We start from the raw sequence: 16,493 nt of genomic DNA on the forward strand, positions 1-16,493 counted from the left end.
TGAGTAATACTCACAACTCCTAAACAGGAGTTAAGCCAGGACGTGCCTTCCCTTTTAAAAGGCTGTTACACCGTCTTCCTTATTCATTGTTATTCCATAGGCTTGCTGATCAGATCGGTGTTGGTGTTTAATTGTCAAAGGGCACAAGCAGTTTTAAGACCTGCTTAGGTCAAGACTGACATTTTGAGTTCTCCTTGTAGTATCACTGTTTATCCTTTGACGGTAATATAGTCATCTCATCATCAGCCATAAGTGGGGCATTGTGAATTTCAATTGTTAGTAAGGTAATGCCCGCAAGAACAATAAAGCTAATAATAACAAACACAATGCTAAACATAGTTTCCTCCTTGCAAACGCAGTTCATGATAAGCCTTTGCATTTCGATGTGCAATTTCTTTTTGCTCATACAGTCGTTCTTGTTTTAAGTTTTCTAGTGATTTCAGCAAATAGGCTAATGGTGATGCACTATCCTTTGGAATACGTTCAATCATGTTTAATACTTCAGCACTTGTTACATAGCCACTTGCTAAATATTGTCCGATTTTCATTTTCTGGTTATGAGTCATTGTTAGGACATCTGGGAAACCAAACATCTGGTCATTGTATTTATCAGCAATTATTTGCAAGAGAGAATAATACTTTGGTTCAACGAATGGAGTTGATTGATTTTGTGATAATGACTGATTAGTTTCAGTTGACTGTGAAAATTCATTAGAATTTTTCTCAGTCTTTCTAGAACTAATATGATCACTATAATTAGTCTCGTTATATTCAGTCTCATTAGGGGCTGAATTTGACACCACCCCCGTATTATTTTGACACCCCCCTGGTCTAAATTTGACACCCCCTAGTCTAAATTTGACACCACCCTGGTCTAAATTTGACACCCCGGGTAATTCATCATCGTTAGCGTCAAAATCATCAACAATCAAGTTTCCAAGATAAATACGATTAGCAAGGTTTCCTTTACTACTAGTTGACTGTTGAACTTCCTTAATTAAATCGTATTCAGCTAATTGTTTTTTTATCCTTAACAAAGTTGACTTTGATACTTTAAGAATTTTCATCAAACTTGTATTTGAATAAACTAGATAAATTCGTCCCTCTTCATCAACCCAATTATTTCTTAGGGAAAGGCTTAGTCTATCTTTTAAGATTGAATAAGATACTTTTGAATCTAATCGCATATCTTCATAACGAGGACTTTCAAATAAAAGTTTTGGAAGTTTAAAATATCGTTCAGACGTTTCATACTGTTCTACAGTTATTGCATTAAAAACCATAAATCTATACCATTTTAAAATAAAGCTGACCATTTGGTTTTATTTCAATAAGACCAAATTTTTCTAATTCAGCAAGTTGACTTTGACTTTCTTTACGTGAAATTTTTAACTCAAACATCAAAAATTCAATGAGTATTTCACGCGAATGTAGTTCATTAGAAGTCATGTTTGTATCCTTTCTTTTTAGTACAGAAAAAGAGAACAATTTTCATTGCTCTCTTGACTTATAGATTTATTTTATTAATTCTCAAAACTCTAGACACTTACCGCTCTTTTTTAACAAATCAAATCCCCAATGCAGCTTTTCAAGGCGTTTGAAGAGGTCTGAAATTAAATAACTCACCTCAATGAGAAGTGTTGATTGAATATTTATTCACCACTGTCAGTAGCATATGTCTTTAGGATAGCATAGTTATCAGTTAAAGAATAAAATAAACCACCTTCCTCATCAGTAATGACTTTAGTATTTCCATCAATACCCCAGTCGTTAAACATTTCATCAATGTCACCTCACAATCCCAAGTTTTCCAACTCTGACAAATAACGCCGACTAACATCTGCTTTGATTTTTCCTGTCAATATCGCTAACATATTGCCTGAAAAGCTATTCTCAAGTGCTTGCAAATGATTGATATTAATCAAAGCATGCTTAGAAACCTGTACAAAATCTGGATTTGCTAAGCGATTGCGAAATTTATACAATCGGTCGTTAGTCAGCAATCGTCCCTGCGTCGTTTCCAAAATAAGGGTAGAGCCATCAACATCAACGAGAATCAAATCTGCCACATGCAACATTTCAATACACTCTACCGTTTTTATCGGCAAAACTGCCGGATCTGTTTGCTCAAATTGGGCAAGATAATCCAGAACTTTTTGTACGGAATTGTCAAACTGACAGCTTTTAACTAAGACTTCAATAACATCTTTTGGTAACTGCTTATTTTCCTCGAATTGATAGTGCACAACTCTCCCCCTCATTTTCTACTTATCCACTAATCACTGGACGTTTTTCTTTGACGATTAACATCATTGCTAGAACGCTAAGGTTAATAACCAGCACACCACTGATGATTAGCAATTCTTGATTGACCGTCGTTAATTCTTTTAATTTTAACCCAATGCCTAAGTACGCTTTTTCTGATTTTCCAAGATAGTCTTGGTTAATCAATACCTGACGATAAGCCGCAGCGACGTAGGCTGCTGGCGTTATTTTAACCACAATTTGTGCAATATTCGGTAGTGCTCCAAGTGGCATATAAACGCCCACGAGAAACCCTGAAACTGTCCCAACAATAGTTGATAAAGCCTCACTAGATTCTATCGATTTGACGAATTGTAAAATCAACAAAGCAAGACTTGCTCCGAGTAATGACCCTAAAACCATTATACCAAGTATTTGTGGTAAATGTGAGGCAGAAAGGCTAATCTTATATTGCCAATGAAAATAGAGTTTCATCACGACAAACATAAATGCTTGCATGGTAAAACCAATGATACTCGCTGACATTAAATAACCCAGATAGACTTTAAAACGTGACATATCAGTCAATAAAAAATCTTCTAGCTTGTGATTTTCTCGGTCATGAACTAAGCGAACAATTCCTGTCCAAGTTGTCGTAATGCTCGTTATCGCCAAGGTACCACCAATCACCCAATTATCTAAAACTTCTTCCAAATGTGAGGTTCCAGACCAAGAATCCTGCATATTTTTTTGCAAGAAAATAATGTATAAACCAAAAGCAATCAAAGCTCCCAACATCGAGAAAAAACACTCATTTTATTGGAAAAATAAAGTTTCAAATTTCGTTTTGTCATCGCAACCATTTACGCCATATCCCTTCCCGTAATGCTTAAAAAGACATCGTTAATATTAGCCTTTTTGTAATCAAAATCCTCAATCACGGCTCGCTTGTCCGACAAAATCGTTAGAGCTTCTGATACACTGTTAACCTCAATTTTCAAACAATCATCCGCTTGTAGATAATAATCGGTATCCTGAAAAGCTTTCACTTGTTGTGTTTTGATTAATAAATGGGGCTGTGTATAAGTTTCTTTCAATTCCTTGGCTGACCCTTTTGCCAAAACCTTGCCATGGTCAATGATATAAGCCATATCCGCATTTTCAGCTTCTTCAAGATAATGCGTTGTCAAAAAGATTGTTAATTTTTCTTCCGCTTGCAACTGGCGTAATAATTGCCAAATAGCTTCTCGTGTCTGTATATCAAGCCCGGTTGTCGGCTCATCCAAGAAAAGCAAATTAGGCTTATTTAAAAGTGCACGAACAATATCAACGCGACGTCGTTGCCCACCTGACAAAGTACCATATGTCTGATTAAGAAAAGCATCGATCCTCGTCAAACGAATCAGTTTATCCATCCAATCCTTATCACGGTTACGGTAAAGCGCCAAACGACTTCTCAAATTATCCAAAACAGTTAATTCCGCATCCAAGACACTCTCTTGAAAGACCATTCCGATTTTTAAATCTGGCGCTAATTCAATTTCACCAGAGGTCGGTGCCAAAAGACCCGTCAACATCCGCATTGTCGTAGATTTACCAGCACCATTTGTGCCAATATAGGCTATTAACATTCCCTCTTCAACTTCCAAATCCAAATGATCAATCACCAATTGGTCTCCAAATGTTTTCGTAAGCTTCTTCGTTCTAATCAACATAACCTTCCCCTCTTTTACAGCTATTATAGCAAAAAAGTCCCAACAAAATAGCCATCTTACGGTAAGCGGTGAAAAATAGCAACTAACCGACAAAAAAAAGAGCCTTAACGGCTCTGTAAATTTATTAAACAGCTGTCACAACCACGTAGCGATCTGGGTCATTACCTTCTGAATAACTATCCACGCCTTCAATGCTGGTGATAGTTTTGTGGACGATTTTTCGCTCACTATTGCTCATGGGATCCATGACATAATCTTTACCTGTTTCAAGCACGCGATTAGCTGCTTTTCGGGTAAATTCAATCAAGGTTTCCGTGCGGTGTTCCATGTAATCATGCACATTTAAAATCACTGAAAAATTCTTTGAATAACGGTCATGCAAGAAGTTTTGTGACAACAATTGCAATGATTTCAAGACTTTACCGTGATAGCCAATTACACGTCCTGCCTCTGGTGTTTCAATTTGCAAATTGATTTGGCGGCGGTTGTGGCTGGTTTCAAGCGTTGCTTCGATATCCATTTCATAAATGATTTTTTCGACATAGGCAGCTACTTCTTCAGCCGCTTTTTCGATATCATTGCTCAATTCAGCACGGTTGTCAGTCGATGAAACAGGCTCTTCTTTTGGTGTTTCTGGAGTTGGTTCAGAAACAGTAATTTCGGGGCTTGCTGAAACTTCTTGGGTGTCAGCTGTATTTTCTGGAGTATCAGCCTTTTCCAAGGCCTCTAAAACCGCTGTATGACCAGCTTCTTCAAGAATTCTTTGGGTCGATTTTTTGTGTTTGACGATGTTTTCCTTAACTTCATCATCAATCTTTTCGCCACGTTCTTCCATTTGCTTGATGATTCCTGAAATTTTGCGCAATTCCAGTGTGTCCTCAAGTTGAGAAGAAACGGGGGTGTTTTGTTGATTGATGGTATCAGGAACGCCTCTGACAGCCTTTTGGTCTGCCCTATGAGCCGTTACTTCATTAATGCCTTCAATATCAACTTGAGCTGGTTTTTTACCAAATCCTAAAAAACCATGTTTTTCACGAGAAACGACTTTAATATGAGCTTTCAAGCGGGTTAGTTGCATCTCGTTTAGCCCTTTTTCGATTGCTTCTTCAACAGTTCGACCTGTGAATAATACCATACTTTCCTCTCCTACCTTTTTCTTCTTTGAGCTTTCTTTTTAGCTCGGCGAATTCTAGCAGCACGTTCTCTTTCTGCTTGCTCTTCTTCCAAACGTTTTGCAATAATTTTAAATGGGTTATTTAACAAAAGGATTTGGAAAACTTGGAAAGCATAGGATACAGACCAGTAAAGCACAACCCCTGAAGCCAATCGGAAACTCATAAAGAAAATCAAGACAGGCATGACATAAGTCATCACAGTCATGGCCATGTTTTGCTCACGCGCAGCCTTATTGGTCAACCAAGATGACAAGAAAGTAAACAAAGCAGCTGCCAACGGCAAGATGAAGTAAGGGTCTGGTTGTGACAATTCAATCCACAAGAAAGTCCCTGTCTTCAAGAAAGAAACGCGAGTCAAAGCTTGATACAAGGCCATCAAAATCGGCAATTGTACCAACAAAGGAATCATGGTTGCATAAGGATTGACACCGTATTTTCTGTAAAGAGCTTGGCTTTCCTCAGCCAATTTCATACGGCTATCTGTGTCACGACCTGGGTAACGCTTTTGCAATTCTCTCAACTCTGGTTGCAAGTCTTGCATTTTTTGACCAGATTTGATTTGAATATTGTAAAGCGGCATCATGAGGGTTCGGATAACAATGGTGAAGAGCACAATCCCAACACCGATACGACCGTTAATGGATAGCCACTGAATGGCTTTGGCAAAGAAATAAACAATCTGGTCCCATCCATTTGTTGATGAGGCTGTCACTTCTCCAGTACCACAAGCCGTTAGAAGTAATAAACTAAGACCGCTAAGTCCTAATAATTTAAAGTTTCTTTTCACTAGTTAGACCTTCCTGATATAGATTAGCAATTTTTAAAACATGGAGTAAATTCTTTTTCACTTCATGGTAGTCTAGCTCCTCGACACCTTTACGCGCAATAATCACAAAGTCGTAAGGCTGCAAATGAGGTGAGAATTCCAAAAGGACGTGTCGAATTTTTCGCTTGATACTGTTTCGTGTCACAGCATTTCCAAGTTTTTTGCTTACAGAAAGCCCTGCCCGATAGTGGCTTTGATTTTTTTTGAAATAATAAACGACAAATTTTCGGTTGGCAACACTAGTGCCTTGACTGAAAATAGTCTGAAAATCTTTGTCACTTTTAACACGATAGGTTTTCTTCAACGTACGACTCCATTCTAAATTATGTCTATTATACCATAAAAATTCAAAAAGCCCCAACCTCTAATGGTTGTGGGCTCAATATCTTCTGTTAGACGTTTATTTCACCTAATCTTTTTGCTGAGCTAAGCATTGTTTGGCTTGGTCAATTTGCCACTGTACTTGGTCAAAGCCTGTACCACCAAGCGAATGACGGCGTTTGACAGCCGTGTGAGAAGCCAACGTATCGTAAATATCCGCCTCAATCAAGTCAGAAATAGTTTGGTAACGCTCCAGCGGCACATCTTGCAAATAACAACCTGCCTTGGTGCATTCCAAGACTAACTTGCCGACGATTTCGTGGGCTTGACGGAACGGTAGACCCTTGCTAGCTAGATAATCGGCTAACTCTGTTGCATTTGAAAAATCTTTCTCTGTTGACTCAGCCATGTGCTCTTTATTAATCGTCATGGTTTTGAGCATTCCTGCCAAAATATCAATGGCCACCGTAATGGTTTCCACCGTATCAAACATACCCTCCTTGTCCTCTTGCAAGTCTTTATTGTAAGCCAGCGGCAAAGATTTCATCACGGTCAATAACCCAATCAAATTGCCATAAACACGCCCTGATTTTCCACGAATCAACTCGGCCATATCAGGGTTTTTCTTTTGCGGCATAATAGATGACCCTGTTGAAAACGTATCTGATAGGATGATAAACTGAAATTCATTTGAACACCAGTTGATGATTTCTTCACACATACGGCTCATGTGCATCATCAACATCGAACTATTGGCCAAAAATTCCAAGATAAAATCACGGTCAGATACAGCGTCCAAGGAATTGCTATAAGGTTTGGCAAATCCCATCAAATCCGCTGTCATGTTACGGTCAATAGGGAAAGTCGTTCCCGCCAAGGCTGCCGCACCAAGAGGAGAGAGGTCTGTATGTTTCACGTTAAACACAAAACGTTCGCTGTCACGCGTGAACATATTATAATAAGCCATCAAGTGATGCCCAAATGAAATAGGCTGAGCGTGTTGCAGGTGGGTATAACCTGGCATGATGGTGTAAACGTGCTCTTGTGCCAAATCCACCAAGGTTTCCCGCAAATGAGCCAACTTACCAATCACCTCATCCAATTTTGCCTTCAAATACAGGTGCATATCCGTTGCCACTTGGTCATTACGCGAACGTGCCGTGTGCAATTTACCCGCCACAGGACCAATTTTAGCAGTCAAAAGGCTTTCCATATTCATGTGGATATCCTCATTTGACACGTCAAAAGTTATCTGGCCTGCCTTGTATTCTGCTAAAAGTTCTTCCAAACCTGCCTTGATTTGATCAGCCTCGTCTTTAGTGATAATACCTGTTTCACCCAGCATAGTCACATGGGCAATTGACCCTTTCAAATCAAATTCTGCCATTTTTTGGTCAAAAGAAATGGATGCTCCAAATTCCTCAACCCATTTTTCAAGACCAGCCTCAAAACGCCCGCCCCATAATTTATGATTGTCATTCTTATTCATAATCGTTTCCTTTTCCTAAAAGCAATCACGATTTCGTGTTGGTATTGTTATTAAAAAAGCTAGATTGCTCTAGCTATTTCACCTCACGGGGTGCTGGGCTTAAAGGCATCTCGCTGGATGGCCTTATTTAAGTTCGATGCCACTCTCTGTTGGCACTTGCGAATGAAAGTTATAAGAAAAGAGGTTCAGATAGGGCTCCCTGTCCCTTTTTATCTGAAGCTTGATGGATAAGCTTGTTGTCTCCTAAGCCTAAACAGTATCCCACCAATTTTCTTGTCTTATTGGTTGTTGACTTGTGAATTGACTTGGGTGGGTAGTCCCCAAAGTTTGATGAAACCTACGGCTGCGTCTTGGTCAAAGCTATCGGCTGATGTATAAGTTGCCAAGTTTTCATCGTAAAGTGAATTTGGTGATTGACGTGCCACCACTTGGGCGTGGCCTTTGTATAATTTCACTTTCGCAATACCATTTACCACTTTTTGCGTTTCTTTGATGTAGGCAATAATGGCTTGGGTTGCTGGGCTAAACCAAAGGGCATTGTAAATCAAATTTGACAATTCATTTTCAAGAATGGGTTTGAAATGTGATACTTCACGCACCAAGGTCAAATCTTCGATTTCTTTGTGGGCAGTCAAAAGTGTGATAGCTCCAGGACATTCGTAGATTTCACGCGATTTGATACCAACCAAACGGTTTTCCACGTGGTCAATACGTCCAACACCGTGTTTTCCAGCAATCGTGTTCAATGCTTGGATAAGGTCTGTCAATTTCATGGCTTCGCCGTTTAGGGCAACGGGTTTTCCTGCTTTAAATTCAATATCCACAAATTCTGGTGTGTCAGGTGCTTCTTCTGGTGACGTTGTAATGCCAAAGGCGTCTTCTGGAGCTTGATTCCAAGGATTTTCAAGAACACCGCATTCATTGGCACGACCCCAAAGGTTTTGGTCAACAGAATAAGGATTGTCAAGGTCAGCTGGAACTGGAACGCCGTTTGCTTTAGCGTACTCAATTTCTTCCTCACGTGACCATTTCCACTCACGCACTGGCGCAATCACTTTTAGACTTGGGTCCAGCGCAGCAATGGCCACTTCAAAACGCACTTGGTCATTTCCCTTACCTGTACAACCGTGGGCAATAGTTGTTGCGCCCGTTTCGTGGGCGATTTCCACCAATTTTTTAGAAATAACTGGACGGCTAAGGGCTGATACCAAAGGGTATTTTTGCTCGTAGTAAGCATGAGCTTGCAAGGCTGGGAGAACATACTCCTCAGCAAACTCATCCTTAACATCAAGGACATAAGACTCAATCGCTCCGACCTTAAGTGCCTTATCATGAATAAAGTCAAGGTCTTTGCCCTCACCAACATCCATACAAACCGCAATCACATCATAATCTTTTTTAAGCCAAGTAATCGCAACTGATGTATCCAAACCGCCTGAGTAGGCTAAAATCACTTTTTCTTTTTCCATAGAACTTCTCTCTTTTCTTATAGTTTTCGTCTTTATTAATTTTATGTGCATAATTATACACATGTAAAATCATATTGTCAATAGAAATTTGAATATTTTTTCAAAAAATATCCCGTTTTTTATCTTTTATAAGTGTTATACGGTATATATACAAAAATCATCTTATTTTATACAAGAAATACAGAGCAAGTATTCTGGCATAAAAAATAACCTACCACAAATTGTGATAGGTTAGGTCATTTAATGACTCTGCAATCTTAAATCCTCAATTTTTTGGGCTATTTTCTGATAGCCTGTCATCTGTTTAAAAGCATCCCATTCAATCCACTCAAATGAACTAGACTCTTTCTCATCTATGATAACCTGAGTATCCTTGCTCGATAAAAATAGGTATTGGCAATCATAGTGGTAATGACTTTTTTCATTTTTTAATGTATTTTCTGGAATTTTATGAATAGAGATGTGGAATGGAACAAGCGGATTGAGCGGATTTACACATTTATAGACTAAGTTTTCCGCATCAATCTGAGTTTCTTCAACCAACTCTCTTTTGGCAGCCATTAGAGGATTTTGGTCAGAAGGTTCAATGTGACCTCCTGGTTGCAGGTATCTCTTTAGAATATTATGGTGAAGCATCAAAACCCTGTTATCTTGCTCTGATACGACAAATGTAGAAGCTGTAAAATGCCCTCTAAAGTTCTTTCTATTCGTCAATTCACTATCTGTTTCAGTAGCTACCTGACTTAAAAGATTGTCACAAGCAGACTGCTCATCAGGGTTATTCAAAAGGTATTCTGCCAATAACTCCTGATATTGCCCCATCCCCAATCTCCTTCCCATTTTGCCTCGTCACTCATTATGACAGGCTTTTAAGCATGTTATCGATGTGTTCGATTGATTTTTCACGACCAAGAAGGTAGATGGTATCTGGAAGTTCTGGACCGTGCATTTCACCTGAAACGGCGATACGGATTGGCATGAAGAGGTTTTTACCTTTGATGCCTGTTTCTTTTTGAACGGCTTTGATTTGTGGGAAGATGTTTTCAGATTTGAAATCTTCATCACTCATCGCTTCTAATTTTGCTTTGAAGGCTTCAAGAACGGTTGGTACAGTTTCACCAGCCATGAATTCTTTTTCAGCATCAGTTAATTCTGGGAAATCTTCAAAGAACAAGTCTGTCAATGGAACGATTTCGTCCACAGATTTCATTTGTGGTTTGTAAAGTTCCACTAATTTTTCAGCCTTGTCTGTCAAACGACCAGCTTTTTCCAAGAATGGTTTTGCCATCGCAAAAATGGTATCAAAATCAGCATTCTTGATGTATTCGTTGCTCATCCAATCCATTTTCTTTTGGTCAAAGGCAGCTGGAGATTTGCTCAACCGATGTTCGTCAAAGAGTTTAATCAATTCTTCACGTGAGAAGATTTCATCCTCACCACCTGGGTTCCAACCAAGAAGAGCAATGAAGTTAAAGACAGCTTCTGGCATATAGCCTTTTTTGCGGTAATCTTCGATAAATTGAAGCGTGTTGGTGTCACGTTTTGATAGTTTTTTACCTGTTTCAGAGTTGATAATCAAAGTCATGTGACCAAACTCAGGTGCTTCCCAACCAAGGGCTTCATAAACCATCAATTGTTTTGGTGTATTGGCAATGTGGTCATCTCCACGGATAACGTGTGAAATCTCCATTAAGTGGTCGTCAATGACAACGGCAAAGTTGTAAGTTGGATAACCATCTTTTTTCTGGATAACCCAGTCACCACCGATGTTGCCACCTTCAAATTCAATCTCGCCTTTAACGATATCATTCCATTTGTAGATACCTGATTCGTTGACAGCCAAGCGAACCGTTGGAACGATGCCTTTTGCTTCACGTTCAGCAATGTAGGCTGCTTTTTCATCCTCAGACATACCAAGAAATTCGTTAATGTAGCGTGGTGTTTCACCAGCAACTTCTTGGCGTTCACGTTCAGCAGCTAATTCTTCTTCTGTAACGTATGATTTATAAGCTTTACCTTCTGCCAACAATTGGTCGATGTATTTTTGGTAAATATCCAAACGTTCTGATTGGCGGTATTTGTCATGAGTTTCTGGGCTTTCGTCCCAATCCATTCCCAACCATTTGAGGTTTTCCAATTGTGAACGTTCACCGTCTTCGACATGGCGTTTACGGTCAGTATCTTCGATACGGATAATAAAATCACCACCATGGTGACGAGCGTAAAGGTAATTAAAGAGCGCAGTTCGCGCATTTCCGATGTGTAAAAGTCCCGTTGGACTTGGTGCGTAACGCACACGAATCTTCTTAGGCATTGTCATCTCCTATTACATTTCAATCATTCCTATTATAGCACAATCTTGAGTCTTGGAACAAAAAATTCAGCTGAAATCAGCTGAATTCCTTCCTATATCCAAGATTTAGAACAATTGAACTTTAACTTGATGCTGAACTAGCTGCACTTGACTCTTTTTCCTTGATATAATCAATAGCAATAACCAAAGAAATGACAAGGTCAGACAAAGAATCATCAGCAATTTCCACTCGATAAGTTGAAGGAAATTTAAACCATTCTTGATGAATCTTAGCCACCTCACGTCCTTGGTTAAGAAGGCTAAATGTCATATTCCAAATATCCCCAGCTACTTCTAAACCAAAATCAGAAATATCATACTTAGCTTTCAACAGTGAAAAACGTTTTTGAATCGTGATTTCCTTACCATCCGCAAAAGTCACCATAAATTTCTGGAAAGGAAAACTAAACTGCTGCTTAATATGACTGACAGTCTTTCTTTGTCCATCAAAAATAGTAAATTCCTTAAATAGTTTCAGAAAAGAACCTTGAACCTGATAAGCCAAACGACTATCCTCATCAAAGATGTCAAACTTGCCAGCTAGCGACCAGAATTTTTGGCTGATTTCAAATTTTCGCATAAACTTCTCCCAATTTACTCAAAACCCTAAAGGCATTTTTATGGCAAATCATTGCCCGCAGCCAAGTAGATTTCATACCATTCTTTTCGCGTTAACTGGATTTCTGCCGCCTTAGCTGCTTCAGCAACACGAGCTTTTTTGGTTGTTCCAATCACAGCTTGCATTTTTGCTGGATATCGCAACACCCAAGCAATAGCAACCGCTGACGGGCTGACATGATATTTTTCAGCCAAACGGTTTAAAACGTGATTTAACTCAGGGTATTTCTCAGAACCCAAGAAAACACCGCCAAAATAATCAAACTGAAGTACTGACCAAGCTTGAATCACCACATCATGCAAGCGACAATATTCAAAAATACTGCTGTCGCGAACAATCCCAGCCTCTTGTTTCATATTGACATGAAAACCAGCGTCAAAACTAGGGGTAAAGGCTGCACTCAGTTGCAATTGATTAGCCACCAAAGGTTGGTTAACATCTTTTTGAATCAATGCCATCATCATCGGATTTTGATTGGAGACACCAAAATCGATAACTTTTCCCTGTGACTTCAACAAATCAAAAGCTTCCGCAATTTCTGCAGGCTCCATAAGCGCATCTGGACGATGAAGTAACAAAGAATCAGTGTAATCAACATTAAGACGCTCTAAAATGCCATCCACAGCTTCTAAAATATGCTCTTTTGAAAAATCAAAATAAGTAAATTCTTCCATGCGGATACCACATTTTGATTGAATCCACATCTTCTCACGCAAGTCAGGACGACGTTTCAACACCTCTCCTAAAATCTGTTCACATTTTCCATGACCATAACAATCAGCAATATCAAAGGCATTAATTCCAACCTCCAGAGCAGACTCAATCAAGTCTTCAACTTGATCAACCGTCATTTCTGAAATGCGCATTAATCCCAAAACAACTTCTGAAACTTCCTTTTGGCGCTCGCCAAATTTGATATATCTCATTTTCTCTCCTTTTTCAAAATCAAACACCTAGAGTGTTACTTCACTGATGCGACCAGTATTCACATCATAAACAGCACCAGAAATCACAATATCATCAGGAATCAACGGCGACTCGCGCAGCTTTCTAACATCCTCACGGACACTTTCTTCAACATCAGAAAATGGCAGAAAATCTTTTCCATGAACTGACACACCTAAATCACGCTCTAACTGCGCTGCAAAAGCTTCATTTGTAAAACTTTGTGCCCCACAATCTGTGTGATGAAGAACTACAATTTCACGTGTCCCCAATTGTTGCTGAGAAATCACCAAAGAACGAATCACATCATCCGTCACGCGCCCACCTGCATTTCGCAAAATATGAGCATCACCAAGCGCCAAACCAAGTGCTTGAGCCACGTGCAAACGCGAATCCATACAGGTCACAATCGCAACCTGGGTTTTCGGTTTTTGTGGCAAATGCTCCGTTCCATGCAAATCCGCATAGGCTTGATTGGTTTTCAAAAAATTATCAAAATAAGACATCCAAATTCCTCCTTGGTCTGATGACGTCTAAAGTTTTTCTCATCTTATCATTTTTCGCCCCTCTTGTCGCCTAAAACGCTTTACATAAACGAAAAATCCAAGACGATTACCTTGGCTTTTCAAACTATGCAAAGACTTTTTTGAGCACATCACCGACCGTTGTCACGCCGATGACTTGGATAGTGTCTGGAATGTCAATTCCTGAAAGGGAATTTTTAGGAGCGTAAACCTTGGTAAATCCGAGTTTTGCGGCTTCATTGATCCGTTGCTCGATGCGTGTGACACGGCGAATTTCACCCGTCAAGCCAATCTCACCGATAAAGGCTTCTTGAGGATTGGTTGGTTGTTCCTTGTAACTTGAGGCAATCGCAACCGCGACCGCCAAATCAATAGCAGGCTCGTCCAACTTGACGCCACCAGCTGATTTAAGATAGGCATCTTGATTTTGCAAAAGCAGACCACAACGTTTTTCCAGCACCGCCATAATCAAGCTCACACGGTTAAAATCAAGCCCTGTTGTCGTGCGTTTGGCATTGCCAAAAACAGTCGGTGTAACCAAGGCTTGCACTTCCGCCAAAATGGGACGGCTGCCTTCCATGGTGACCACGATAGCCGAACCAGTCGCTCCGTCCAAGCGTTCCTCGAGGAAAACTTGGCTTGGATTGAGTACCTCAACCAGACCGCCTGACTGCATTTCAAAAATGCCGATTTCATTGGTGGAACCAAAACGGTTTTTCACAGCCCGCAAAATACGGAAAGTATGGTGACGTTCCCCTTCAAAATACAAAACCGTATCCACCATATGCTCCAACATACGAGGACCGGCCAGCTGTCCTTCCTTAGTCACATGGCCCACGATAAAGGTGGCAATGTTGTTGGTCTTAGCCAATTGCATGAGTTCTGCTGTTACTTCACGCACCTGCGACACCGAGCCTTGCACCCCCGAAATATCAGGACTCATGATGGTTTGAATGGAATCAATCACCAAGAAATCAGGCTGAATCTGCTCAATCTGTGCGCGAATAGCCTGCATATTGGTTTCGGCGTAGAGGTAAAAGGCATTGTCACTATCGCCCAAACGCTCCGAACGCAATTTAATCTGCTCGGCAGATTCTTCCCCAGAAACGTAGAGCACAGTGCCCTTATCAGCCAATTGAATAGACACCTGCAACAGAAGCGTTGATTTTCCGATACCAGGGTCCCCACCAATCAGCACCAAACTTCCTGGCACGACACCACCACCAAGCACACGGTTAAACTCCTCCATCTCCGTCTTGGTTCTAGCATAATGAATCGAGCTCACGTCTTTTAGCTTGGTCGGTTTACTCTTTTCACCCGTCAAACTGACACGCGCATTTTTAACCTCTTGGACTTCTACCTCTTCGACAAATGAGGTCCAAGCACCACAGTTGGGACAACGCCCCAAATATTTTGGAGAGTGATAGCCACACTCCTGACAAATAAACGTTGTTTTTTTCTTAGCGATAAGGCACACCCTCCTTCTCTTTTGACACGACTAACTTATTTCCCAGTTGACCCAAAACCACCTGTACGCACGCCGTCTGCTTCATCACCGTCAGCAACCAAGAAAGGCATGAACACCCCTTGAACAATGCGTTCGCCAGCTTCAACCACAACAGGTTCATCAGTGATATTTTGCATTTGGGCAAAAATGTGACCTTCATTAGCAGGATTGCCATAATAATCCCCGTCAATGACCCCAACAGAGTTAATCAAAACCAAGCCTTTTTTACGTGGATTTGACGAACGGTCATAGAGGTAAAGCACTTCACCTGCCTGCATATAAGCCTTGACACCTGTTGGCACCAACTTGATTTCACCTGGGGCAATTTCTGTTGTCACGGCTGCTTTCAAATCATAACCCGCCGCATAGGCTGTTTCTCGTTTTGGCAATAAGTTGCTATTCGTAAATGACGAAACCAACTCAAACCCTCTCACTTTACTCATGTTATTATTCCTTTCTAAATTTCCTTGCCTTCATAGGTAAAACGAATGTGGGGAAAGCTTTTCTCGGCGTCTTTTCCTTCCATGAAAACTTTGGCGTCCTTAGTTATTTGAGCAAAATCAATGCCTTGTTGCTTCGCCGCAAAAACACAGCCACAGTAGCATTGACGGTAGATATCATACTCATCGCACATTTCAACCGAACGACGGTAGCCATTATTTTTTTTGAAATCACTTGGCAAATACTTAGTAGCATAAACTTTTTGCACGTCAATGCCCACGCTATTGATGAGCTGCGAATTTTTATGCGGACTAATGGTCAAGGCACTGGCAAAATAGTCAAAACCAAGCTCCACAGCCATTTGAGCTGTTTTATCCAAACGGTAATCAAAGCAAACCTTGCAACGGTCGCCACCCTCAGGCTCTTCTTCCAAACCACGCACCTTTTGGAAATACTCTGAGGGCTCATAAGGTGCCTCGATAAATTGTACCTGATTGCCCGTTCTTTCGTTAAAATCCGACACAAATTGCTGAACAACGTAGGCCCTGCGATGGTATTCCACCTTAGGATGAATATTGGAATTGGCAAAATAAACCGTCAAATCTGCATACTGCGTCAAGTACTCCAAGGTATATGTCGAACACGGCGCACAACAAACGTGAACAAGAATGCGAGGTCGCACCTCTTCTTTCAGCCATTGTTTGGTCATTTGTTGCATGACACGGTCATAGTTGATTTTTTGATTGGGATTCATTTTAGATAAAATCTCTTCTAAATCAATCACAATTGTCTTCCTTTCCTCGTCATTTCTAAAAGTCCTTCCATTATACCATAACTCCCAGCACATGACAGACGGATAACCTTT

Annotated in this window: 19 protein-coding genes and 1 pseudogene; all 20 read right to left on the reverse strand. The window is 40.3% G+C overall.

Translation table 11 applies throughout. The annotated features are described in order from the left end of the window. Positions 1-202: 202 nt before the first annotated feature. The 20 genes and pseudogenes from HFK82_RS09160 to HFK82_RS06180 all read right to left on the reverse strand — a co-directional run bounded on the left by HFK82_RS09160 (position 203) and on the right by HFK82_RS06180 (position 16,412). A complete protein-coding gene (locus tag HFK82_RS09160) occupies positions 203-337 on the reverse strand; it encodes a hypothetical protein (RefSeq protein WP_268828079.1) in 135 nt (44 codons plus the stop codon). Beyond that, positions 330-1,283 carry a replication initiator protein A gene (locus tag HFK82_RS06095; protein ID WP_240928791.1) on the reverse strand — a complete coding sequence of 318 codons (954 nt, stop codon included), beginning with the start codon at positions 1,281-1,283 and terminating at the stop codon, positions 330-332. The genes HFK82_RS09160 and HFK82_RS06095 overlap by 8 nt, the downstream gene beginning before the upstream one ends. A gap of 4 nt (positions 1,284-1,287) precedes the next feature. Then, positions 1,288-1,449 (reverse strand): hypothetical protein, encoded by a 162-nt coding sequence (locus tag HFK82_RS06100; RefSeq protein WP_006531779.1) that lies wholly within the window; start codon positions 1,447-1,449, stop codon positions 1,288-1,290. Positions 1,450-1,652: 203 nt separating this feature from the next. Then, positions 1,653-1,778 carry a hypothetical protein gene (locus tag HFK82_RS09165; RefSeq protein ID WP_268828022.1) on the reverse strand — a complete coding sequence of 42 codons (126 nt, stop codon included), beginning with the start codon at positions 1,776-1,778 and terminating at the stop codon, positions 1,653-1,655. Positions 1,779-1,793: 15 nt separating this feature from the next. Next, a complete protein-coding gene (locus HFK82_RS06105; RefSeq protein WP_168261157.1) occupies positions 1,794-2,246 on the reverse strand; it encodes a LytTR family transcriptional regulator DNA-binding domain-containing protein in 453 nt (150 codons plus the stop codon). Between the two features lie 22 nt (positions 2,247-2,268). Further along, a pseudogene (locus HFK82_RS06110) lies at positions 2,269-3,107 on the reverse strand (ABC transporter permease). Further along, entirely contained in the window at positions 3,108-3,959 is an 852-nt protein-coding gene (locus tag HFK82_RS06115; RefSeq protein WP_168261158.1) for an ABC transporter ATP-binding protein, read from the reverse strand. Positions 3,960-4,083: 124 nt separating this feature from the next. Beyond that, on the reverse strand, positions 4,084-5,094 hold the full coding sequence (jag, locus tag HFK82_RS06120) for an RNA-binding cell elongation regulator Jag/EloR (RefSeq protein WP_154455284.1): 1,011 nt from the start codon (positions 5,092-5,094) through the stop codon (positions 4,084-4,086). A gap of 11 nt (positions 5,095-5,105) precedes the next feature. Continuing rightward, complete coding sequence (locus HFK82_RS06125; protein ID WP_167829311.1) at positions 5,106-5,921, reverse strand: YidC/Oxa1 family membrane protein insertase; 816 nt, start codon at positions 5,919-5,921, stop codon at positions 5,106-5,108. Beyond that, the gene (gene rnpA / locus HFK82_RS06130) at positions 5,905-6,264 is read right to left on the reverse strand and encodes a ribonuclease P protein component (RefSeq protein WP_154455285.1); all 360 of its coding nucleotides are present in this window, start codon (positions 6,262-6,264) and stop codon (positions 5,905-5,907) included. The genes HFK82_RS06125 and rnpA overlap by 17 nt, the downstream gene beginning before the upstream one ends. Positions 6,265-6,369: 105 nt before the next feature. Further along, positions 6,370-7,770: an argininosuccinate lyase gene (argH, locus tag HFK82_RS06135; protein WP_168261159.1), complete on the reverse strand. Its 1,401-nt coding sequence runs from the start codon at positions 7,768-7,770 to the stop codon at positions 6,370-6,372. Between the two features lie 278 nt (positions 7,771-8,048). Then, complete coding sequence (locus HFK82_RS06140) at positions 8,049-9,239, reverse strand: argininosuccinate synthase (protein ID WP_154455287.1); 1,191 nt, start codon at positions 9,237-9,239, stop codon at positions 8,049-8,051. 240 nt (positions 9,240-9,479) lie between these two features. Next, on the reverse strand, positions 9,480-10,079 hold the full coding sequence (locus HFK82_RS06145) for an NUDIX hydrolase (RefSeq protein ID WP_206151174.1): 600 nt from the start codon (positions 10,077-10,079) through the stop codon (positions 9,480-9,482). Positions 10,080-10,095: 16 nt separating this feature from the next. Continuing rightward, positions 10,096-11,553, reverse strand: a complete 1,458-nt coding sequence (gene gltX / locus HFK82_RS06150) for a glutamate--tRNA ligase (RefSeq protein ID WP_168261160.1) — start codon at positions 11,551-11,553, stop codon at positions 10,096-10,098. 121 nt (positions 11,554-11,674) lie between these two features. After that, positions 11,675-12,172 carry an LURP-one-related/scramblase family protein gene (locus HFK82_RS06155; protein WP_168261161.1) on the reverse strand — a complete coding sequence of 166 codons (498 nt, stop codon included), beginning with the start codon at positions 12,170-12,172 and terminating at the stop codon, positions 11,675-11,677. A gap of 38 nt (positions 12,173-12,210) precedes the next feature. Then, positions 12,211-13,137: an aldo/keto reductase gene (locus tag HFK82_RS06160; protein WP_168261162.1), complete on the reverse strand. Its 927-nt coding sequence runs from the start codon at positions 13,135-13,137 to the stop codon at positions 12,211-12,213. A gap of 27 nt (positions 13,138-13,164) precedes the next feature. After that, the gene (locus HFK82_RS06165) at positions 13,165-13,662 is read right to left on the reverse strand and encodes a beta-class carbonic anhydrase (RefSeq protein WP_168261163.1); all 498 of its coding nucleotides are present in this window, start codon (positions 13,660-13,662) and stop codon (positions 13,165-13,167) included. A 124-nt stretch (positions 13,663-13,786) separates the two neighbouring features. Continuing rightward, positions 13,787-15,148: a DNA repair protein RadA gene (radA, locus tag HFK82_RS06170; RefSeq protein WP_167829313.1), complete on the reverse strand. Its 1,362-nt coding sequence runs from the start codon at positions 15,146-15,148 to the stop codon at positions 13,787-13,789. A gap of 35 nt (positions 15,149-15,183) precedes the next feature. After that, positions 15,184-15,630, reverse strand: a complete 447-nt coding sequence (locus HFK82_RS06175) for a dUTP diphosphatase (protein WP_168261164.1) — start codon at positions 15,628-15,630, stop codon at positions 15,184-15,186. A gap of 14 nt (positions 15,631-15,644) precedes the next feature. Beyond that, on the reverse strand, positions 15,645-16,412 hold the full coding sequence (locus HFK82_RS06180) for an epoxyqueuosine reductase QueH (protein WP_168261165.1): 768 nt from the start codon (positions 16,410-16,412) through the stop codon (positions 15,645-15,647). Between the last annotated feature and the right edge of the window lie 81 nt (positions 16,413-16,493).

The sequence above is a fragment of the Streptococcus alactolyticus genome, from assembly GCF_012277075.1.
Lineage (GTDB): Bacteria > Bacillota > Bacilli > Lactobacillales > Streptococcaceae > Streptococcus > Streptococcus alactolyticus.

Bases quoted from the DNA above. Each gene is read 5' to 3' on its own strand.
- HFK82_RS09160 (WP_268828079.1), bottom strand. From the start codon at position 337: ATGTTTAGCATTGTGTTTGTTATTATTAGCTTTATTGTTCTTGCGGGC.
- HFK82_RS06095 (WP_240928791.1), bottom strand. From the start codon at position 1,283: ATGGTTTTTAATGCAATAACTGTAGAACAGTATGAAACGTCTGAACGA.
- HFK82_RS06100 (WP_006531779.1), bottom strand. From the start codon at position 1,449: ATGACTTCTAATGAACTACATTCGCGTGAAATACTCATTGAATTTTTG.
- HFK82_RS09165 (WP_268828022.1), bottom strand. From the start codon at position 1,778: ATGTTTAACGACTGGGGTATTGATGGAAATACTAAAGTCATTACTGAT.
- HFK82_RS06115 (WP_168261158.1), bottom strand. From the start codon at position 3,959: ATGTTGATTAGAACGAAGAAGCTTACGAAAACATTTGGAGACCAATTG.
- jag (WP_154455284.1), bottom strand. From the start codon at position 5,094: ATGGTATTATTCACAGGTCGAACTGTTGAAGAAGCAATCGAAAAAGGG.
- argH (WP_168261159.1), bottom strand. From the start codon at position 7,770: ATGAATAAGAATGACAATCATAAATTATGGGGCGGGCGTTTTGAGGCT.
- HFK82_RS06140 (WP_154455287.1), bottom strand. From the start codon at position 9,239: ATGGAAAAAGAAAAAGTGATTTTAGCCTACTCAGGCGGTTTGGATACA.
- HFK82_RS06145 (WP_206151174.1), bottom strand. From the start codon at position 10,079: ATGGGAAGGAGATTGGGGATGGGGCAATATCAGGAGTTATTGGCAGAA.
- gltX (WP_168261160.1), bottom strand. From the start codon at position 11,553: ATGCCTAAGAAGATTCGTGTGCGTTACGCACCAAGTCCAACGGGACTT.
- HFK82_RS06155 (WP_168261161.1), bottom strand. From the start codon at position 12,172: ATGCGAAAATTTGAAATCAGCCAAAAATTCTGGTCGCTAGCTGGCAAG.
- HFK82_RS06160 (WP_168261162.1), bottom strand. From the start codon at position 13,137: ATGAGATATATCAAATTTGGCGAGCGCCAAAAGGAAGTTTCAGAAGTT.
- HFK82_RS06165 (WP_168261163.1), bottom strand. From the start codon at position 13,662: ATGTCTTATTTTGATAATTTTTTGAAAACCAATCAAGCCTATGCGGAT.
- HFK82_RS06175 (WP_168261164.1), bottom strand. From the start codon at position 15,630: ATGAGTAAAGTGAGAGGGTTTGAGTTGGTTTCGTCATTTACGAATAGC.